This window comes from Trinickia sp. Y13, assembly GCF_029522115.1.
Classification (GTDB): Bacteria; Pseudomonadota; Gammaproteobacteria; order Burkholderiales; family Burkholderiaceae; genus Trinickia.
The window spans coordinates 1-20088 of the sequence record NZ_JAKWFK010000027.1 but is presented as its reverse complement, the minus strand read 5'-3'; the positions used below and the strand labels follow the sequence as shown (position 1 = coordinate 20088).

General features: G+C 60.3%; 15 protein-coding genes and 1 pseudogene. 11 read left to right on the top strand and 5 right to left on the bottom strand.

Going from position 1 to position 20088, the window contains the following annotated elements; translation table 11 throughout:
• Nucleotides 1-103: 103 nt before the first annotated feature.
• From MMB74_RS26530 to MMB74_RS26515, 4 genes are all read left to right on the top strand, one after another.
• Nucleotides 104-1222: a Fic family protein gene (locus MMB74_RS26530; RefSeq protein WP_277431588.1), complete on the top strand. Its 1119-nt coding sequence runs from the start codon at nt 104-106 to the stop codon at nt 1220-1222.
• A 215-nt stretch (nt 1223-1437) separates the two neighbouring features.
• Entirely contained in the window at nt 1438-2454 is a 1017-nt protein-coding gene (locus MMB74_RS26525; RefSeq protein WP_277431587.1) for a hypothetical protein, read from the top strand.
• A gap of 391 nt (nt 2455-2845) precedes the next feature.
• The gene (locus tag MMB74_RS26520) at nt 2846-3922 is read left to right on the top strand and encodes a fatty acid desaturase (protein WP_277431586.1); all 1077 of its coding nucleotides are present in this window, start codon (nt 2846-2848) and stop codon (nt 3920-3922) included.
• Nucleotides 3923-3931: 9 nt separating this feature from the next.
• Nucleotides 3932-4324, top strand: a complete 393-nt coding sequence (locus MMB74_RS26515) for a cupin domain-containing protein (RefSeq protein ID WP_277431585.1) — start codon at nt 3932-3934, stop codon at nt 4322-4324.
• 69 nt (nt 4325-4393) lie between these two features.
• Here MMB74_RS26515 and MMB74_RS27455 read toward each other — a convergent pair.
• Nucleotides 4394-4581, bottom strand: a pseudogene (locus MMB74_RS27455) (XRE family transcriptional regulator).
• Between the two features lie 241 nt (nt 4582-4822).
• Here MMB74_RS27455 and MMB74_RS26505 point away from each other — a divergent pair.
• Genes MMB74_RS26505 through MMB74_RS26490 form a run of 4 tightly spaced genes read left to right on the top strand, consistent with a single transcriptional unit; the run spans nt 4823 to nt 11498 of the window.
• Nucleotides 4823-6283 (top strand): DUF3375 domain-containing protein, encoded by a 1461-nt coding sequence (locus MMB74_RS26505; RefSeq protein WP_277431583.1) that lies wholly within the window; start codon nt 4823-4825, stop codon nt 6281-6283.
• The gene (locus MMB74_RS26500) at nt 6270-6977 is read left to right on the top strand and encodes a DUF4194 domain-containing protein (protein ID WP_277431582.1); all 708 of its coding nucleotides are present in this window, start codon (nt 6270-6272) and stop codon (nt 6975-6977) included. The genes MMB74_RS26505 and MMB74_RS26500 overlap by 14 nt, the downstream gene beginning before the upstream one ends.
• Complete coding sequence (locus MMB74_RS26495) at nt 6974-10348, top strand: SbcC/MukB-like Walker B domain-containing protein (RefSeq protein WP_277431581.1); 3375 nt, start codon at nt 6974-6976, stop codon at nt 10346-10348. Before MMB74_RS26500 ends, MMB74_RS26495 begins: the two co-directional genes overlap by 4 nt.
• Nucleotides 10335-11498, top strand: coding sequence for a DUF3322 and DUF2220 domain-containing protein (locus MMB74_RS26490; RefSeq protein WP_277431580.1), 1164 nt, complete (start codon nt 10335-10337; stop codon nt 11496-11498). Before MMB74_RS26495 ends, MMB74_RS26490 begins: the two co-directional genes overlap by 14 nt.
• Nucleotides 11499-11543: 45 nt before the next feature.
• Here MMB74_RS26490 and MMB74_RS26485 read toward each other — a convergent pair whose 3' ends face one another.
• Both MMB74_RS26485 and MMB74_RS26480 read right to left on the bottom strand, forming a co-directional pair.
• On the bottom strand, nt 11544-12053 hold the full coding sequence (locus MMB74_RS26485; RefSeq protein ID WP_277431579.1) for a PIN domain-containing protein: 510 nt from the start codon (nt 12051-12053) through the stop codon (nt 11544-11546).
• Nucleotides 12034-13113, bottom strand: coding sequence for an XRE family transcriptional regulator (locus tag MMB74_RS26480; RefSeq protein WP_277431578.1), 1080 nt, complete (start codon nt 13111-13113; stop codon nt 12034-12036). The genes MMB74_RS26485 and MMB74_RS26480 overlap by 20 nt, the downstream gene beginning before the upstream one ends.
• Before the next feature lie 329 nt (nt 13114-13442).
• On the opposite strand from MMB74_RS26480, the gene MMB74_RS26475 reads away from it, so the two are divergent.
• Together MMB74_RS26475 and MMB74_RS26470 are read left to right on the top strand one after the other, a co-directional pair.
• Nucleotides 13443-13712, top strand: coding sequence for a MoaD/ThiS family protein (locus MMB74_RS26475; protein WP_277431577.1), 270 nt, complete (start codon nt 13443-13445; stop codon nt 13710-13712).
• 55 nt (nt 13713-13767) lie between these two features.
• Nucleotides 13768-14913 (top strand): exo-alpha-sialidase, encoded by a 1146-nt coding sequence (locus MMB74_RS26470; protein ID WP_277431576.1) that lies wholly within the window; start codon nt 13768-13770, stop codon nt 14911-14913.
• A gap of 223 nt (nt 14914-15136) precedes the next feature.
• On the opposite strand, the gene MMB74_RS26465 is transcribed toward MMB74_RS26470, so the two are convergent.
• A complete protein-coding gene (locus MMB74_RS26465) occupies nt 15137-16501 on the bottom strand; it encodes a sigma-54 dependent transcriptional regulator (RefSeq protein WP_277431575.1) in 1365 nt (454 codons plus the stop codon).
• A complete protein-coding gene (locus tag MMB74_RS26460; RefSeq protein WP_277431574.1) occupies nt 16501-18597 on the bottom strand; it encodes an ATP-binding protein in 2097 nt (698 codons plus the stop codon). The genes MMB74_RS26465 and MMB74_RS26460 overlap by 1 nt, the downstream gene beginning before the upstream one ends.
• A gap of 160 nt (nt 18598-18757) precedes the next feature.
• On the opposite strand from MMB74_RS26460, the gene MMB74_RS26455 reads away from it, so the two are divergent.
• A complete protein-coding gene (locus tag MMB74_RS26455) occupies nt 18758-19618 on the top strand; it encodes a MurR/RpiR family transcriptional regulator (protein WP_277431573.1) in 861 nt (286 codons plus the stop codon).
• The last annotated feature ends 470 nt before the right edge of the window (nt 19619-20088 follow it).

The window sequence follows — 20088 nt, the reverse complement described above, 5'->3', positions numbered from 1 at the left end:
CGAGTGTGGGAAATCAGCATGATGCGGCGATTAGCAGCCATTTTCCCGCAGATTATGCGGAGAATGCCTTGCTACTGCAGTGAATAAGGCATCTAATCCCCGCATGAAAAGCGGAGAAAATCTCTACATCTGGCAGGCCGACGACTGGCCGAATTGGCGCTACGACCTGTCGGCGCTCGTCGGGCCGTTGACCGAGGTCAGCCGCGCCCAAGGCGCGCTGTTAGGCCGCCTGTCTGACGTGGGCATCGCGCTGCGGGACCAGGCGAGCCTAGCCGCGCTCACCGAGGACGTGGTCAAGACCGGCGAAATCGAGGGCGAGGTGCTCAACGTCGAATCGGTGCGTTCCTCCATCGCCCGGCGTCTGGGCGTGTACATTGGAGCGATCGCGCCGGTGGATCGACACGTCGAGGGCGTGGTCGAGATGGTGCTCGACGCCACCTCCAACGCCGCCTCCCCATTGACCGCCGAGCGCCTGTTCGGCTGGCACGCAGCGTTGTTCCCGACCGGCTACTCGGGCATAAGCAAGCTCGCTGTGGGCCAGTGGCGCGACGATGCCGCCGGGCCGATGCAGGTGGTTTCCGGCCCGGCAGGGCGGCGCAAGGTCCACTTTGAAGCGCCGCCCGCCAGTACGCTCCCCGTCGAGACGGCGCGTTCCCTCGATTGGGCGAACGAGGAAACCGGCGAGCCCATACTCCTCAAGGCCGGCCTGGCGCACCTGTGGTTCGTCACGCTACACCCGTTTGACGACGGCAACGGGCGCATCGCCCGCGCCGTGGGCGACCTGTTCCTGGCTCGCGCCGACGGTAGTCCGCAACGCTTCTACAGTCTGTCGGCGCAAATCCAACGCGAGCGAAAGGACTACTACGATGTGCTCGAACGCACGCAGAAGGGTTCGCTGGATGTCACCGGCTGGCTCTCGTGGTTCCTCAGCACGCTCGGGCGCGCCATCGCCAGCGCGCAGACCACGCTGGATGTCGTGCTGGTCAAGACGCGCTTCTGGCAACGTTGGGCTGGCACGCCGTTGAACGAGCGGCAGGTGAAGCTGGACAACCGGCTGCTCGACGGTTTCGAGGGCAAGTTCACGAGCAGCAAGTGGGCGGCCATCGCCAAGTGCTCGCCCGACACTGCGCTACGCGATATCACGCAGTTGCTCGAACTAGGCGTGCTGGAGAAGTCGCCCGGAGGCGGGCGCAGCACCGCCTACGTAGTCGCGGATCGTTAAGGCGCATCGCCCGAACGCCCCCTCAAAGAACGCTCAGATTTCCCGCGAAGTCATCTAACATTCAGCCCGCTGACACTGTGCTCCGCCGACCTTTCTTTTCGCCGGATTATGGCCCCGCCGTGTTGATCATCTTGGTACGCCGGACATTCCGATTGCCGAATTTACTGCAAACAAGATAGGCGTTGAATGATGACGAAGCAGCCAAGCAGTAAAGGATGAACCGAGCAGCCTCGCGGTTTGCTATTCTCGCCATTTATGAATTACATAACGCCCGTCGTGCCATGAACCGCCGATTCGCCCCACTGCTTGTTGCCCTAGCAACGTCTCTATTAACGGCGATTGCCCAAGCCGACGGCACCGCCCATTCCCTGGCCCAAGTTCCATCAAAATTCGAAACCAACGAAGCCCGCGCCGCGTACAAGAACGAAATGGGCATCGCGCCCGAATCCGACGGCTTCGGCACTCGCTTGCCCGCCGGCTTCACAAAACAAACCGTCATCGCCCAAGTCGCTCCGGGGCAAAACTCCGAGCGAGCCGTATTGGTCGGCGTCAAACCTTGGCCGCAACGCACTGGCGCGTACGTGGCGATCGTCTGTATTGCCTCGACCGACGCGATTGCTGAACAGGCATTGCGGTCGCCTGCATCCCAACAATGTGACGGCGTCGGTCGAACCAGCGACGACGCAAAGACATCGCAAAATCTAGTCTGGCTGGGCATATTCGAGCGCGGCCCTGACGGTGCACCGAAACTGGTAGCCCGCACCGAGCGTCCCGTTGACCAGCCAACCGACTGGAGCGCAACGAACATCCAAGCCCCCGATGACTTGGACGACAAGTCCGATAGCAATCAAGCACTCCCGGAGCAATGGCGGCGTTTCGACCTCGCGCCGTACCAACTGCGCGCCGGTGACTACGCATTCGGCGTCCGAGCGGGGTGGGAGATCGGATACTCGGGTGGCGGTGCTTCATTCGAAGCGCTGTACTTGTTCCGAATCGACGGCGCTGCGCTCCGCCTAATCTTCGCGCAGCCGATGATGTACTACCGCGATATAGCTGGCGATTGGCACCGCGACGGCACACGCGACCATGACATTGAGGACGGCAGCAACGCGTTATCGATGCTACCGACATCGACAGATGGCTTCCGCGATTTGCAATTGCGCGCGCGTGGCGGCAAGTGGCGTCAAACATTCGGCTGGTCTGCTCAAGACGGAAAATACGTTCCGCGCTAGAGGTCGTCCGGCGGCGGGCGCAGCACCGGCTACGTAATCGCGGATCGTTAAGGCACATCGCGCGAACGATCCGTCGACGAACGCCGCAGATTTCCCGTGAAGTCATCGAGCATCCGCGCGTCAACACATCCGCCCATGGGTCGAGCGTGAGCTGGCGCGCTACCGATACCTCCCTCCCACCGAACCGCTCGCCGACGCACACGCGCCCACCGGCACTGCAACGCTCGCCATTCGGTCCTTCGCGCATCGGTCCACCGATTCGCGTCCTGCAATTCCGATCGGCTCCTTGCCCACTAACATCGCAGCGTTAAGTTGGTGAAATGCTTCGCGTTGAGGCGCCGCTTTGCTTGGCGCCCAGACCGTATCGCACGCTCTCGGATTCCAGTGTCACATGGCTCAAAGAGACTCAACGGTTCTTACGTCAACACGGCCCATTTCCGACGAGCTTCGGGGGCAGCCGACATCTCGTGATCGTTCTCGAGCTAGCTTCTGGCGATGTTGCATCGACATCGCCACGTGGCTCTATACCTTTGGCGGCTATGCGCTCGCGATATATCTTGTGACGCGCCCAGGCTGGGGCCTGCCTCTTCTCGGCGTCCTGCTGATGACGCACACGATGATCCTGAGTGCCTTGCTTACTCATGAATGCATGCATGGAACCATGGCGCGAAGTGCCGCGTTCAATGCATTCCTGGGGCGCGCCACCACGCTGATCAGCGGTGGGTGCTACGTACCCTATACGTTGCTGCGCCGACAGCATCTGAACCATCACGGCAATCGCGTGGGCTACGATGGCTTCTCCATCACGCGGTGGGTGGGATCCCTGCCGCCGCCAATGCGCGCCGTGATCATTGCGCTTGAATGGTGCTATTTTCCGGTGCTCAGTTATATCGCGCGAGCCCGTTCGCTGGCGGTTCCTTTTCTCGAAGAAAGACACCGGCGGTTGAGAAAAAGGATCGCGTTGGTGTTCCTTCTGCGAGCCGGTTTTTATCTCGGTCTGCTTTACATTTCGCCGTGGAGCTGGGTATGGCTGTTCACGTCTCATCTTGCCATGCTGACCATACTGCGAATATACGACTGCTTTCACCATACCTTCGACATCACGTCACTAGGCGCGTCTGTACGAAGATTCGATGGGGACCATGAACAACGCAACACGTACTCGTCGCTGATCAGTTCAAAACATGCTTGGCTCAACGCGATTTTCCTCAACTACGGATATCACAACGCCCATCACGCCTACCCCCGCGCGCACTGGACGGAACTATCGAAAATCGATCTCGACCTCTACCCCACATCACGTGCGCATTGCCTCCACTTTGGCGACTTGCTGCACGGGTACCACCGATATCGCACCACGCGCATCGTAAAGGGCTTGGGTCGGCCGAAAGTCGTCGACGGACGGCTGGCGCTGGACGGTTACTTCGGCATCATCATGAATATTTCATTCATTGTTTACGACGTTTGAGGGGGCAACATGGACGAGATTGTGTTGTTGTCCACCGCGGGCCGTCCGGCTCGGACGGAGCAGGGATTTTCATATGACGCTGTCGCCAGTCAGCTCGGAGCGCCGAAATCGGTGTTCATGTTCGTGGCGGAAATCCAACCCGGCGAGACGATTCCAGCGCACATACATCCGGCGGGGACGGAGACGATCGTCTATATTCAGAGTGGCGAGGTTGAACATCGATATGGCGATGGGCTTGCGAAATCGATGGTCAACCGCGCCGGTGATTTCATCTTCATCCCGGGCAACGTCCCGCATCAACCCATCAATCTCAGCGCCTCGGAACCCGTCAGAGCGATCGTCGCATGCAACTTCGATCTCAACGTCGAGGGTCATTCGATTCCTTATCCGGGTGGCGGTTAGTTTGCCCCGTTGGATCGCCCACATCCAACTGACTTCGTTCGTTAGTGGCAATTGAGCTACTAGCCTTTACTACGCCGCCTCCAGTTCGATATGCGCGCGGCGGCCGAGTGCCGTGGCGATATTCACGAGAGCGTCCAACGAGAACCGTGAGACGCATCCCCGTAGCAGATCGTTGATGCGCGGCTGGTGACGCCACAATGCGCGGCAGCCTCTGCTTGCTTCCAGTCGTTTGCCTTGACGATCGCCGCGATTTGCATCATCAGATCGGAACGTGCGCGCAGATTGGCAGCTTCCTCGGGAGTGTCTGCGATAGCGTTCCATACTCTTTTGTCTTCCATGGCCTTAGTCATATCGCATCTCGCGCTGCATCTTGTCCAACTGGCAACCAGCGTCTTGACGAACGTCCCCCGGAAAGAGTCTATGATTCGATTTTGACGCTCGTGCACGTCGCTCTATGAAGACCGCAAAGCAGTCGGGACCCGCACTTTGGAGCCCGGAATGAAAGCAGACAAAGCCATCGCCACCTACCGGCGCATGCGTGCCCAGCCGCTCTGGCGCCTGCTTGCCTCGAACAATGGTCCTACCGTCATTGGTCTGCTTCAAGCTCATCTCTATGAGAGCGAGCGAAGCCTTCCCGCCTCCATCTTTCACGAACGAATCGGAAGAGATCTCGAAGAGTTGCGCGCGCGAGGTGAGGACTTCCCCCAAACGGCGCAGGCGTATGTCGCCAGTTGGCTCGCGGACGGTTACTTGGAGCGACGCTTTCCGGTTGGCGCTTCGGAGGAGGAGTATGAACTCTCCACGCCTGCCGTCGAAGCCATACGATTTGTCTCTGGCTTGGCGCAGCCGCACTCGGCCGCAACCGAAAGCCGGCTGGCGCTCGTTATCGAGGCACTCGCTCGACTCGCAGACGACACCGACACCGACAAATTCCGCCGCATCGACCGGCTCATGGCCGAGCAGGCGCGCATCGACAAGGAGATCGATGCCATCCAGAAGGGGCAGATGCGCGTGCTACCTCATGCGACGGCGTTGGAGCGCACGCGGGAGATCATCACGCTGGCCGATGATCTTGCAGGCGACTTCCGTCGTGTCCGCGATCAGTTCGAGCAGCTCAATCGAGATCTCCGCGAACGCATCATGGACAACGATGGCAATCGAGGTGATGTGCTCGACTCGCTGTTCGCCGGGATCGACCTGATTTCGGAAAGTGACGCAGGGCGCACTTTCTCCGCCTTTTGGCGATTGCTTACGGACCCAGAGCAGGCCGCCACGCTTGATCAAGCGCTTGATAGCGTCATGTCGCGTGAGTTCGTGGGGCAGCTCGACGTCAAGGACCGGCGGTTCCTTCTTCGGCTCACGCGTACCCTTCTCGAGCAGGGCGGCATGGTTCACGAGGTGCTCCAGACTTTCGCGCGAAGCCTGAAGCACTTCGTTCAGAGTCGCGAATACCTTGAGCAGCGCCGGCTCAATCAACTTCTGAAAGACGCGCAGCGTGCGGCGCTCGCTCTGAAGGACGAGGTTAAGGCCACTGAAGCGATCCAGTACACACTCGAGCTCACGAGCAGCCGTTTGCGCTCGTTGTCTCAATGGGTACTGCACGACCCCTCCCTGCAGGCATTGCCTGGGCAAATGGCGGAAGGGGACGCCCCGCCCATCGACCTGGAATCCGTAAGCGAGCTGGTCGCCCAATCGGAGATCGACTTCCGCACACTGAGGGCCAATGTGCTGGCAGTCCTGGAGCGACGATCGCAGGCATCCATTGCCGAGGTGCTCGAGCAATTCCCGGCAGCGCAGGGTTTGGGCAGCGTCGTCGGCCTGCTTGCCTTGGGCAGTCGACATGGTTTAAGGGCCGACCATAGCGAAACCGTGGGCTGGATTGGAGGCGACGACGAACTGCGCAGCGCCCGAATTCCAAAGATCTTTTTTTTGAGGGAGCGGGCCAATGAACTGGTCTGAGAACAATGCAGCGGCTGCGTCTGTCGAAGAACACGATCCAGACGCAGCACAGGCGCCTGCGAACTCCCTTTTCATGGGCGACAGCGGCGAGTTGGCCATGGATACCCGGCGTGCCCTTGTGCAACTGCTAGCAGGGCCATCGCTCGACGGACGTCGACATCAAAAGCTCTGGCCGATCTTGGTGCGAGACGAAGCGGTGATCCGTCGGCGCCTTGCCGATCTGTTTCTCGAACTAGTGATCGATCGGGACCTACAAGTTGCCTTCACCCGTCAGGCGGATACCGGCGACCTTGAAGTGCCGGTCCTACTGCGTCGCGCCCAGTTGACCTTCATCGATTCGATTCTGTTGCTGCACCTTCGCCAGCGCTTGACCCAGGCGGACTCCCACGGCGACCGCGCCGTGGTGTCGACGGACGAGATCATGGAGTTCCTCACGCTATATGAGCGAGCCGCCAACACCGACCGAGCAGGATTCATGAAACGGGTTCATGCATCCATCGAGAAGATCAAGAAGCACAGCATCCTCCAAAAGATTCGTTCCAGCGACGATCGATTCGAGATTTCACCGACGCTCAAGCTCCTCTTCTCGGCGGAGGAGATTCAAGCCCTAACCCACTTGTATCAACGCATGGCTGCGGGCGAAGCGCCAGCGCAGCTGGCTCAGATCGAGTCCGACGAGGAGGCCGACCAATGAACTCGGAACCCCAATCCGCGTCCTTGTTCGCCCGAGAGCAATTCCGAATGACCCGGCTGCAGGTTTTCAACTGGGGCACATTTTCCGGCCTGCACGACGTACCGATCAGCGAACGGGGCTTTTTGTTCGTCGGTCGATCGGGGGCTGGGAAATCAACGCTTCTCGACGCATTCTCTGCATTGCTGGTGCCCCCTCGCTGGATCGATTTCAATGCTGCCGCACGCGAGGCCGATCGCAGCGGCCGCGACCGCAGTCTCGTCACTTACATCCGCGGCGCATGGGCTGAGCAGAAGGATGGGGAGTCGGGTGAGATCGCCACCCGCTACTTGCGCTCGGGAACGACGTGGTCGGCCTTGGCACTGACCTATCAAAACCCATTGGGCCATGCCGTCGTGCTCGTTCAGGTGTTCTGGTTGCGCGGCAATGCGAATGGCAGCACCGACGTCAAACGACACTACCTTGTCATGGAGCGGGCCTTTGATCTGCGCGAGCTGGAGGATTTCGGTCAGTCCAACTTCGACATCAGAAAGCTCAAGCAGACTTTCCCCGAGGCCTTCGCCCGAGACGAGTTCCGTCCGTATTGCGAGCGGTTCTGTCGCCTGCTTGGCATCGAGAGCGAAATGGCGCTGCGTTTGCTACACAAAACACAGTCGGCCAAAAACCTCGGCGACCTCAACACGTTCCTGCGCGACTTCATGCTCGACAAGCCCGAGACCTTCGAGGTGGCGGATCGTTTGGTCAGCGAATTTGGCGAACTCAACGCTGCGCATCAGGCGGTAGTCACGGCCCGTGACCAGGTTCAAACGCTGGCGCCAGCGCGGGAGCAGCATCAGCGCAGGGATTCGTTGACGCTGCTGCGCAATGGGCTGGCTGAGCTTCGCCTAGGCGTCGATGGCTACCGGGAAACTCGCCGGGCTGACCTGCTCGAGCAGCACGTGGCATCGCTGGAGGTCCAAGCCAGCGGCTCGGAAGGTGAGGCGAGGCGACGCCAGAGCATCTTGGATAACCATGCCACAAACCTACGCGATCTGGAGCGACAGCACCGCGAAGCCGGTGGCGATCAGATCGAGCAATGGGAGGCGGAGAAATCCGGGTTGGAAGGCCAGCGCGCGGATCGCGTGCGCAAACTCGGGCAGACCGAAGAGGCTTGCAAGAAGCTTGGCTGGCGCCTCCCCGATTCGCCGCAAGCCTTTGCTGAACTGTTGGGTAACGCGCGGCAGGAGGTCGAAATCTGGCAACGACGCGGCAACGAAAGCCGCGAAGAGCAGTTCCGCTTGGCAGGTCAAAAGAAGGACGCCGAAACAGCTTTTTCGCAAGCGGTGAGGGAGGTGCAGGCACTCCAGCGCCAGCCATCGAATGTGCCTGCCGATGTGCTCGAAATGCGCCGCAATATTGCCGCGGCTATTGGGATTTCAGAATCGGCGCTTCCCTTCGTTGGCGAACTCATCGAGGTGAAGCCCGATGAGGCAGAGTGGCAAGGCGCCATCGAGCGCGTATTGCACGGATTTGCGCTCTCTCTTCTGGTGGATGAACGTCAGTATTCGGCGCTGGCCAATCACATCAACAGCACCCACCTTGGGCAGCGTCTGGTCTATTACCGAACTGGCCGCCCGGAAACCTGGCAGGCAAAGCCCATCGGGACCAACTCGCTCGTCCTCAAACTGAACGTCAAGGAAGGTCCGTATTCCGATTGGCTGCAGGTTGAGCTACGGCATCGTTTCGATTATGCGTGCGTCGATTCCATTCAGTCATTCCGGAGTGCTGATCGGGCCATCACCCGAGAGGGCCAGGTCAAGCACAGCAAAACCAGGCATGAGAAAGACGACCGCAGAAGTGTCGGCGACCGACGAAACTGGGTGCTCGGGTTCGATAACCGCGAGAAGCTCGCGCTCTTTCAAGCGCAAGCCCAGGAGCTGGGCGCCACTATTGCCCGCCTCCAAGGCGAGATCGATGCCCTTGCCGACCAGGACAAGGATCGTGCGACCCGAGCGATGCAGTGCCAGACCTTGGTGAATCTCCAGTGGCAGGAAATCGACGTGATTCCGTTGCTGGATCGCATTTCCACCATTGAACGGCAGCTTCGCGAAGCACGGAAGGGCAATACGACCCTGCAGCAAATCAGTGATCGGATCGATAAGCAAAGAAAGCTCGTTGAAGATGCTGAGAAGGCGCTTCGGCAGGCAACGCGCGCGCACGACTTGCTTCTCGAACAGATCAAAAGCAGTGCGCAAAAATTGGCGTCCATCCGGCAGGATGCGTCCATCGTGCCATTGACCCCTCATCAGGTCACGGGGCTCGATGAACGCTTCGCCAAGCAGTCAGAGGCAGTCCGGCTAGACACCCTCGATAAGGTTTCGACTTCGGTTGAGCGCGCACTCAACGCGGAAATCGAGGAGATCAATCGTGGGATTAGCGATTGCGAGAAGGAAATAGAAGCGCGCTTCACCGATTTCAAACGGCAATGGCCCATGGATGCTGGCGACATGGACACGAGCTTGGCCAGCGCGCCAGATTTTTTCGCCAAGTTGGTTCGACTTGAGACGGATGGCCTGCCGGCCTACGAGCAACGATTCTTCGAACTGTTGCAGAACCAAAGCCATCAAAATCTGGCCGCACTCTCCACTTACCTGAATGACGCCCGTAAGGCCATCCTAGAACGCATGGATCTGGTGAACGATAGTCTTGGCCAGGTGCCGTTCAATCAAAGCACCAATCAACGCACCTATCTTCATATTGACGCCAGTGATCGGCAACTCGCCGACGTCAAGGAGTTCAAGCAGGAGATTCAACAGGCGCTTAGCCATGCATGGTCCGACGACCGCGAGTTTGCAGAGGCGCGGTTTCTGGCCCTACGTCGGCTTGTCGATCGGCTCGCCAGCCAGGACCCCGAGCAAAAGCGCTGGCGCGAGACCGTGCTGGACGTTCGACAACATGTCGAGTTCATTGGGCGGGAGATCGATGAAAGCGGCGTCGAGGTCGAGGTCTACCGCAGCGGTGCCGGCAAGTCGGGAGGCCAGCGGCAGAAACTGGCCACCACATGCTTAGCTGCAGCCCTACGCTACCAGTTGGGAGGGAACGACCACGGCGTGCCGATGTACGCGCCGGTCGTGCTCGATGAAGCATTCGACAAGGCCGACAACGAATTCACTGCCTTGGCGATGAACATCTTCACCAATTTCGGATTTCAAATGGTCGTCGCTACGCCGCTGAAGTCCGTCATGACCCTCGAACCGTTCATCGGTGGTGCCTGCTTTGTCGATATTAGCGACCGGCGCGTGTCGGGCGTCCTGCTGATCGAGTACGACGGTGATCGTCAGCGATTGAAGCTGCCGGAACATGCGCGAGAGGAGGCAACTATTGAAGCTTCCTGAGGAAGTCCGTCAGGTGCTCGCGCGCCGGTTTCAGAACAAACACCGCGAGTGGTTGGTTGGCGATGCAGGCGAAAATCAATGGCCGCTGGAAATTGCGCTCGGCCTTCCGACGGAGCAAGCTGCTTTGCGGCAAGTCGACGGCGTTCGCGCGTGGGTGAACGCATGGCAGAACTGGCAAGGAATCGGCACCCTGTCCTGGTGCGAGCGCCGTTGGAAAGCGCTTGGCGTTCAGCGCCTGCCAGAGAAGCTGGCGTTACATGGCGCTGAAGATGTTGCCATGTGGATCGGTGAGTCTGCACGGTGGGAGCGGGCCCAGTCACGTTACCAGACGCTCATCGCTCGCTGGCCGTTACTTGCTCGGCAATTGCCGAGATATTTCGATGTCCTCGCTGACTACGGCGAGGATGATTTTCGTCGGCTGGCAGAGATGCTCGATTGGATCGCGAACAATCCGAACTCCGACCTCTATCCTCGCCAGTTGCCCGTATCCGGACTGGACAGCAAGTGGCTTGACGGGCGCAAAGGGCTGCTGACGGATATGGTCGCCGCGATACAAGAAGACACATCCAGTGATTTGGACTTTTACCGGCGATGCGGCCTAAAGGCGCCTCCGCTGCTCGTGCGAATGAGGGTCCTTGATCAGTCGTTGCGCGCCAGGATTGGTGGCGTGGGAGACATCACTGCGCCGGTTGAGGATCTGGCGATTATCGATTTGCCGGCCTCGCACGTGTTCATTGTCGAGAACCTTCAAACCGGCTTGGCGATCGCCGACATACCGGGTGCTGTCGTGTTCATGCGTCTTGGCTACAACGTCGACGTGCTTGCCCGTCTGCCTTGGCTTTCCCGTGCGAAGTGCGTGTACTGGGGCGATTTGGATACCCATGGATTTGCGATCCTGCATCGAGCCCGTTCGTATCTTCCAGAGTTGCGATCCGTGCTAATGGACGAAGACACCTTGCTTCGACACATGGCGCTCTGGGTGGATGAGAATGAGCAACATCCGGCGGCGGAACTCGCCCTTCTGACCGAGGCCGAGCAACGGCTCTATCGGAATCTCAAGCAGCAGCGATGGGGGCAGAATGTGCGCTTGGAACAGGAGCGCATCGATTGGGATACTGCCTGGCGTGCGTTGCAGCGCGCGATTTTTTAAAGCCGCGTGCCCTGCGGCAATCGACTGCTGATAGTAGCCACTCGATCAGCGCAACGCGTTGAGTATTTTTTCCGCTTCTGGCCAGGGCAGCCGTCGCTTCCCCGACTTCATTCTGTCTAGCGCTCTGATAGCATCGTCGACCGTTAGCAGTTGGTTCTCGACCATGGCGCACAACAGCCCGATGGTGCCCATGACCTCGACCTGTTCCTTGTTCGCAACAATTCGCAAATTGGCGTCGCCCGTGAGTAAGGTGCAGGCTTCCTGCTTCGCAAGTGCCAGTGCAAGGTAATCGTTGTGACTGGGCTTGGGGCCGCTTTTTGCGGGAAGCAGGTGATTGTGCTGGCCCGGCAACTGCCCGGCATACGCCACGAAGTCGCCGTTGACCTCCATGATCTGCAAGCCCAGATCTTCAAGCCCCGAACTGCCTGGCTCGATTTCTTCGTAGTACAGCAGATCAGGGATGCCGAACTGCATCGGAAGCCGAAAGAGCACATCCATCAACCCTCCCGCTTCCATATCGATCAAGATGTTGGCATCACTGATGAGCAATCGCATCCGACGATTCCAACTGGCGTTCTTTATGAAAGCGCATCATCGGGATGCCCAGCAATTCCGCCGCCTTGCCTTCGGAAATGTATTGCTCGGCCAACGCCCGGTACACCAACTGATCAAACAGCCGTGGATGCTCTTGCGGCAGCGGCTCGCCCGGCTCGATCCTCCGCCAGCCCTTTGCTGAAAAACGCTTAACCATCGAAAGATGCGCGGCGTCCGTGATCACGCCACACTGCTTGGCACGTTGCAGCCATCCCGACATCGATAGGCCGAACTCGTGTTTGAGCACATAGAGTTCTTGCCATTCCAGCGCATGGCGCTGAGCCCCGAGCAGCTGAAGCACCGCGACACGCGGAGCCAAGAATGCGCCGGCGAAACGGTCGCAGGCCTTTTCTTCGTCGACGCCGCCCACTAGTCGACCTTCGAGCAGCAGATGCCCCAGTTCATGCGCGAGGGTGAACCGCTGCCGATCACCGGGCCACCGTTTGGAAACAGCCACGACAGGATATTGCCTGCCATCTTCGGTTCGTGCCCTCGCAGTCAAGCCAGAGAACCCAGCGTTCTCTTCATCGACCACGATGACCAGCAAACCGAGCCCCTCGAGGGTATCGGTGAGGTCGGCTATTGGGTTCATACCCAGCTGCCAAGCGTTGCGGACCGTATCGGCGAGCCTGTCGATCTCATCCAAAGAAGCGACGCGCTCAGGCAGATCTGCGGGAGGTGAGAACACCGGGACCGGGAGCTCGGGAAAAGCCCCGAGCAACTCCACGCGTTTTTCCACCAACTCGGTGACCTTGATCTTCAACGCATCTTGCGCCGTCTTGCCAAAAGTCGAGAGCTTGCGGAACTCCGGCTGCAGCAGTTCCACCGTATGCGCACGGAAGAAGTACTCCGTCCGAATGCCGCACGCACGGGCAAGCTTGAGCAACTGCGCCGACGATGGCGTTAAAAGACCCTTCTCGTATTTCTGAATGGCGGTGTGAGAGACGCCCACCTTTTCGCCCAAGGCGCCCAGGGTCAGACCTGCAGCCAATCGTGCTTGACGAATGCGATCTGCAATCATGACGCCTCCCCGGGCGTTGGTTTAAAACGAACCGTATTCTAACAGAATTTTAAACCTGGCCTGCTCTCGAGCAGGACGGTAGCGAACTCATCCGTGGGCGAGCATTTCCCAGTGGGGGGCCGCAGGCCGCAGAACTTTCGCTTTCTTGGCTGCAAGCGCGCTGCAGCTACGCACCCGCCGCGCGAATAGGCTCACGGGGCACCCTATTCGTCCGCGCGACGCGTTTCTCAAAGCCAAATTGTGCCCGCGCGTCAGCAGCAGAATGGTCCCTCCACACCCCCTCCGCATGAACTAAACTTAAACCCCCCGGCAGAAAAGCCCGCTCCGCCATGCCGCACCTTTTCTTCGCCCCATCGATCCAACGCCACCTCCCGCTACCCGAACGCGACGTCGCGGCGCGCTCGGTCGACGAGGCGTTGTCCGTCGTCTTCGCCGAAGAGCCGCGCTTGCGCGGCTACATCCTCGACGACCAGGGCGGTTTGCGCCGTCATTTAGCCATCTTCGTAGACGGCAGGCCTTTGCGCGATCGTCGCCGCCTTTCCGACGCAGTCGAAGCGGATAGTCGCATCTACGTAGTGCAAGCGCTATCGGGCGGCTAATCCAGCGACACGACCGGCGCACTAAAGCAAAATCGGAGACAACTCGGAGACAACCGTGAACGATGACCGCTTGCTCATAGGCACCCGTAAAGGACTCTTCATATTTGAAAAAGATGCTACGAACACGCGTAGCTGGAAGCAAATCGCCCATCATTTCATTGGCGAACCCGTCAGCTCCGCGCTGGCCGATCCGCGCGACGGCACGCTATACGCCGCGCTGAACCTTGGTCATTTCGGCGTGAAATTGCATCGCCGGCGCGCCGGCGCGCAAGAATGGGAGCCATGTGCGGCGCCGATGTATCCCCCGCAGCCGCAGCCTGAAAACTCAATCGCCCCCACGTCCACACCGAACCACGAAAACGCCGAGCAGCCCACCGAGCCCCTATGGTCGCTGGAACAAATCTGGACGCTGGAGCCAGGCGGCAACGACCAGCCTGGCACGCTCTGGGCAGGCACCATCCCCGGCGGCTTGTTTCGTTCCGATGACAGCGGCGAAAGCTGGACGCTGATGCGTTCACTGTGGGACCGTCCCGAGCGCCATGACTGGGGCGGCGGCGGCTACGATCACCCCGGTATCCATTCGGTATTGGTCGACCCGCGCGATAGCCGCCACGTAACGGCAGCAGTTTCGACGGGCGGGCTCTGGCAAACGCACGACGGGGGCGAAACGTGGCGTCAAACGGCCCATGGCATGCAAGCCGATTACATGCCACCGGAGCGGCGAGAGGAGCCGAACGCGCAGGACCCGCATCGGGTCGTGCAATGCGCGGCCGCGCCGGACACGTTATGGACGCAACATCACTGCGGCATCTTTCGCTCGACAGATGGCGGCAATCATTGGTCGCGCGTCGAAGCGCAGCCGTCGAGCTTCGGCTTTGCTGTCGCCGTCCATCCGCATGACGCCGATACGGCGTGGTTCGTGCCCGCGATCAAGGACGCGTTTCGCATTCCCGTCGATGGGCGCTTCGTCGTCACGCGCACGCGCGATGGCGGCCGCACCTTCGAGCAGTTCTCCGAAGGCTTGCCGCCTGCACCCGCTTACGATCTCGTCTATCGGCACGGTTTGGCCGTGGACTCGACGGGCACCGGCTTAGCCATGGGTTCGACGACGGGCGGCCTGTGGACGTCCGACGATGCCGGTGAAAGCTGGGGCGAAATTTCAGCGCATCTTCCGCCGATCTATCACGTGAGCTTCGCATAACTGGCGATGCGACATATCCACCGGCAAAGTTCCTGCGGCAGGCAAGTCGCTCAGCTTCGACTCGTTCGAGAAGCAGGTCGTTCGCCGCACGTTCTCAATGGCCCGAGGCCGACCAGTAGCACGCCGATGCGCCCAGAGTGGTGTGACTGCGATGCATCGGAGCCGCGCGCGCTCATCGTTCAACGAAGCTTTGGCGAAGACTCCGCGAAGGAGCAGCGAAAGATCAACGAAAGTCCTCGGATGTAACCCCGAGCCGGCGCATCTTGTCGTAAAGCGTCTTTTTCGGCAGGCCTAAGCGCTCGCAGGCGAGTGCGGCTCGCCCCTGACATGCGCGCAGCGCTTCTTCGATTAGATGCCGCTCGAAGCGATTGACTTGTTCTTCGAGCGTGCGCGGCGCCGCGCCGATAGAAGCATCCGCATCGCCGACATCGGCCAGCAGCCCAAGCGTGAAACGTTCGGCCACGTTGCGCAGCTCGCGCACGTTCCCAGGCCAACTGCGCGACATCAGCGCTTGCATTTGCTGCGGGCTCAATGCATCCGGCGCCGCACGTTCATAGCGCGCCGACGCTTGCAAGACGAAATGATCGAACAACAGCGGAATGTCCTCGCGCCGCTCGCGCAGCGGCGGGACCTCGAGCACCACGACGCCGAGTCGGTAATAAAGGTCATCGCGAAAGCGTTGCTCGCGCGAGAGCGCCAGCAGGTCGGCCTTCGTGCCCGCGACGATGCGGCAGTTCATCGGCAGCAACTCGTTCGACCCCACGCGCTCGAATGCGCGCTCTTGCAACACGCGCAAAAACTTCGCTTGCAGCGACATCTGCATCGTTTCGATCTCGTCGAGAAACAGCGTGCCGCCGTCGGCGTATTCCAGCTTGCCGATTCGTCGCTTCACGGCACCCGTAAACGAGCCCGCCTCATGACCGAACACTTCACTTTCGAACAGCATCTCCGGGATGCCCGCGCAGTTGATCGCCGCGAAGTTCGCATCGCCCCGGCGGCCCGCATCGTGCAGGCACTGTGCCACGACTTCTTTGCCCGCGCCTGTTTCGCCAAGGATCAACACGTTCGTGTCGGTATCGGCAAGATCGACAATCACCCGCCGCAGCCGTTCGATCGCTGGCGATTGCCCGAGTAGCTTCGTCTCGATGCGATTGCGGCTGCTCGCCTGCCGCCGCAGGGCGTCGAGTTCGAGCGTAAGGTGGCGCTTCTCGAGCGCGCGTTGCGCGACGTCGGCGATATGCTCCGACGAGAACGGTTTCTCGATGAAATCATAAGCGCCGCGCTTCATCGCTTCGACCGCCATCGCGATATCGCCGTGACCGGTCACGAGGATGACCGGCAGATCGGCATCGATCGACCGGACTTGTTCGAGCAGCGCGAAGCCGTCGATGCCGGGCAGACGCACGTCGGTGACGACGATGCCGGGAAAGCCCTGGCGAATATGCCGCAACGCTTGCTCCGCGCGCTCGAATGGCTGCACGTCGATGCCGCGCAATTGCAACGCTTGCACACCCCCAAGGCGCACCGCGGGTTCGTCCTCTACAAGCAATACCTTCAGGCCATCGGACTCCGTGCGATCTACTGACATCATGCTTTCCTTGCTGGCGGCGGTTGCAGCGGTTGCGTGGGTTGCTTCGATTGGCTCGGCTGCGTCTCTTGCATGGGTGACGACGGTGTCGGCTCCTTCGGCTCGGCGTCGACCCACGTATGCGCGGTGGAACCGTCCACGTGCTCATCTTGCGTCTGAGCATTCGCTCGACGCAGACGTAACGCAAATGACGCGCCCTGTGCCGCGGCAGACTCGGCCTTGAGCGTGCCGCCCAATTCCCGAACGATCCCCGCCGAAATGGCGAGGCCTAAACCCAGCCCAGCCCCTGGCGCTTTCGTCGTAAAGAACGGTTCGAACAGGCGTGCGCGCGCTGCTTCGGGTATGCCCGGTCCGGTGTCGGTGACAGTGATCTTAGTGAAGGCGTCGTCCGTTTCGTCGGCGCGCACGCTGATGGTGAGACGGCGCACGTCACTGTCGACCATCGCATCGAGCGCGTTCGCGAACAAGTTGACGAGCACCTGCTCGAGCCGGTTTGCATCGCCCAGCACCAAGCGCTGTTCGGGAGTGGACGCATCCAATCCGTTGCGCACGACTTCAACGTTCTCCTTGCGCAGCCTCAACTCGACGAGGAACAGCGCATTGGCAAGCGCACGCTCGACGTCGACGGGCGCAAGCTCCGCGGGCGCCTTGCGCGAGAAGCGGCGCAATTGGGCGGTAATCGTGCCCATTCGTTCGATGAGCCCCGCGATGATGCGCAGATTGTTTTCTGCGTCGTTTCTGCGTCCGCGTTGCAGAAACAGCAGGGCGTTGTCGGACAACGTGCGCAGCGCGGCCAACGGTTGATTGAGCTCGTGAGTGATGCCCGCCGACATTTGCCCGATGAGCGCCATTTTGCCCGCTTGCACGAGCTCTTCGAGTGTGGCTTTCAACGTTGCCTCGGTGCGTTTGTGTTCCGCGATTTCACTGCGCAGGCTTTTGTTCGCACGCGCAAGCGCTCCGGTGCGCCGCGCGACCTTCCGCTCGAGTTCGTCGTTCATGCGCTCGAGCGTTTCGCGCATGGCGAGGCGTTGCGCGATCACCTTCCGGCGTTGCAGCAAATAGAGCGCAAGAATCGTCGCGAGCGACAAGCCAAGCGCTGCAACGAGCGCCGCATAGCGCGCGCTCTTGCGTGCGGGAGCGATGTCGGTGAGCGACATGATGCGCCAGTCGGTGCCCGACACCGTTCTGCTGACGACGACGAATTCGTTTCGATGCGTTGCCGCTTCACCCGCAGCGAGCGCGTCGCCGGGCGCTACCGCATCGATCTCGGCATCGGGCGAGAGACGGCGGCGCCGCACGAACCCGATGTCCGCGAGCGCGCCTGGGCCGTCGTATTGACGCTTGGCGTCGATGCGCGCGCGAGCCGCGGCCGAGAGAGGATGCAGCGTGCGGTATTTCCACGGTGCAAACGAACTGAGGAACACGACGCCGCTCGCATCGGCCACGAGCACGGTTTCGTCCCCGCGTGTCCAAAGCGCTTCGATCGGATCGAGACTGATCTTGGTCGCGACGACGCCCAGTCGCTTGCCATCGGCATCGATGCGTGCGGCATAGAAATAGCCGGGAAGGCGGCTCGTCGACCCGAGTCCATAAAAGCGCCCCGTGCCGCTATTCAACGCATCGATGAAGTAGGGCCGGTAGGAAAAGTTCTGTCCGACGAACGTGATGGGCTGATTCCAATTACTCGCCGCGAGCGTCGTACCCTGCAGATCGAGCACGTAGATGGCGGCAGCTTGCGAATCGGTCGTCACATCGGCCAAGTAGTGGTTTACGCGCGCAATGAGCGCGGCATCGTGGGGATGCCGCAGCAACAAGGCGATGTCGGGGTTCAGGCTCAGCAGCGCCGGCAAGTAGTCGTAGCGTGTGAGCTCACCCTTGAGCGTGCGCTCGTCGATGTCGAGCCGGTGTGTGGCGCGCTCGATCATCGCACTCGTTTCGGCTTGCTCCGCATAGCGGTAGGCGATCCATGCCCCGGCGGCGACCAGTGCGGCGAATGCGAACGCCTTCGCCGTCTGCGAAGCGCTGGGCAAGCGGGCGGCGATGCGGGCGGGTAAGCGTAGCAGCGGCGCGGGGGCAGACTGCTCGGATGGGCTCATCTACTAGGACAAACGCGAAAAGGAGTGCGGCCGGGAGCGCGCAGTTTAGCGAAAACGGCGGTGGGCCGCGATTCGGGTAAATAGGGGCGGCGCGTTCAGCGTTGTTGTCGGGGTGATAACATTTGTTGCCATCGCAACCGCCGCATCGTTACTTCATCTCATGCCCGAGACGTTCGACCAACTGGCCGCATTGATCCGCGCACGTTTCGCGGAATGGAGCCCGCAGTTTCAAGCGGGCGCTGCATTCTTGCTCGACCATCCCGACGAAGTTGCCGTGCTGTCGATGCGCAAGGTTGCCGAGCGCGCGCAGGTCCAGCCTGCATCGTTGGTGCGCTTGTCGCAACAGCTCGGTTTCCCGGGGTGGAACGAGTTGCGCGATTTGTTCGTCGCTCGTGTGCGCACGCGCCCCGAGCCGTTGACCGCACGCGCCCGATCTCTTGTTGCCGGGAACAAGAAGGATACGTTCGCGCATGATTTGCTGGTGGCGCAACAGCACAATCTGGAAGCGACGGCAGCCTTTAACGAAAACAACGTCTTGCAAGCGGCTCGTGTGTTGCGCAAAGCGCGACACGTTTATGTCGCCGGATTTCGCTCGTGTTATGCGGTGGCATTTGGTTTGGTGTACGGCTATGGGTTGTTCCGGCCTTCCGTGTCGCTTTTGACGGGGGAAGCGGGAACGCTGGAAATGCAATTGCGTAGCATCACGCGCGATAGCGCTACGGTCGTGATCAGCTTTGCGCCTTATTCGGTTGAGGCGGCGCGCGTCGCCGAAGCCGCGATCGAAAAAGGGAGCCGTTTGATCGCGATTACCGATAGCGCCGTGTCGCCTATCGCTTTGAATGCCGACAGCGTATTGATTTTTTCTCACGAAAGCCCGTCGTTCTTCCCTTCGCTCGTTGCCGCCACGGCGCTGGCCGAATCGCTGGTCGCGCGGCTGCTGGCGCTCGAGGGAGGAGAGGCCGTCGAACAGCTGGAATTGGCCGAGCGCTCGCTGCATGCGAAGGGCGCTTACGTGCCATAAGTGATTAATGGGGCGTCGGATGGCAACGAACCCACATAGTGAGGGATGGGGCTGTCTGATAACGATTACAGGCCGTGGCCGGGTCTGGGGATCCGTCTTTTCCTTCAATGTGCCTTGCATTCCCGGCTTCGTCAGCTTGCCCAACCGTGTTCCGCCAATGACATTTGCATGAAGCAAATACGATTGGTGTCGGCATTAATTGCCGGGTTGCGTCGTCGTCAGCGCTGATGGCGGGACTAATTACTCGTCGAATTGAGGTTTATTCCTATTCGATAGATTGATCGGTAGATTTGTCGGTCGGCATTCATTAGAATCTTGCGCACTTAAAAACAAAGCAAAGAATCGCCATGGCCGACGCGACCGTCTTGCAACCCAAACCGACCGACGTCTACGTAGCGCCGCTGACTGCGATGCATCGCGAGGATGTCGATTCGGCCATCCACGAGCTGGACGTATGGCTGCGCAAGATC

Coding starts and splice junctions, on each gene's coding strand:
- MMB74_RS26480 (WP_277431578.1), bottom strand. CDS start 13,113: ATGATTGCAGATCGCATTCGTCAAGCACGATTGGCTGCAGGTCTGACC.
- MMB74_RS26465 (WP_277431575.1), bottom strand. CDS start 16,501: ATGTCAGTAGATCGCACGGAGTCCGATGGCCTGAAGGTATTGCTTGTA.
- MMB74_RS26495 (WP_277431581.1), top strand. CDS start 6,974: ATGAACTCGGAACCCCAATCCGCGTCCTTGTTCGCCCGAGAGCAATTC.
- MMB74_RS26520 (WP_277431586.1), top strand. CDS start 2,846: ATGGCTCAAAGAGACTCAACGGTTCTTACGTCAACACGGCCCATTTCC.
- MMB74_RS26505 (WP_277431583.1), top strand. CDS start 4,823: ATGAAAGCAGACAAAGCCATCGCCACCTACCGGCGCATGCGTGCCCAG.
- MMB74_RS26475 (WP_277431577.1), top strand. CDS start 13,443: ATGCCGCACCTTTTCTTCGCCCCATCGATCCAACGCCACCTCCCGCTA.
- MMB74_RS26455 (WP_277431573.1), top strand. CDS start 18,758: ATGCCCGAGACGTTCGACCAACTGGCCGCATTGATCCGCGCACGTTTC.
- MMB74_RS26500 (WP_277431582.1), top strand. CDS start 6,270: ATGAACTGGTCTGAGAACAATGCAGCGGCTGCGTCTGTCGAAGAACAC.
- MMB74_RS26460 (WP_277431574.1), bottom strand. CDS start 18,597: ATGAGCCCATCCGAGCAGTCTGCCCCCGCGCCGCTGCTACGCTTACCC.
- MMB74_RS26485 (WP_277431579.1), bottom strand. CDS start 12,053: ATGCGATTGCTCATCAGTGATGCCAACATCTTGATCGATATGGAAGCG.
- MMB74_RS26525 (WP_277431587.1), top strand. CDS start 1,438: ATGAACCGAGCAGCCTCGCGGTTTGCTATTCTCGCCATTTATGAATTA.
- MMB74_RS26515 (WP_277431585.1), top strand. CDS start 3,932: ATGGACGAGATTGTGTTGTTGTCCACCGCGGGCCGTCCGGCTCGGACG.
- MMB74_RS26530 (WP_277431588.1), top strand. CDS start 104: ATGAAAAGCGGAGAAAATCTCTACATCTGGCAGGCCGACGACTGGCCG.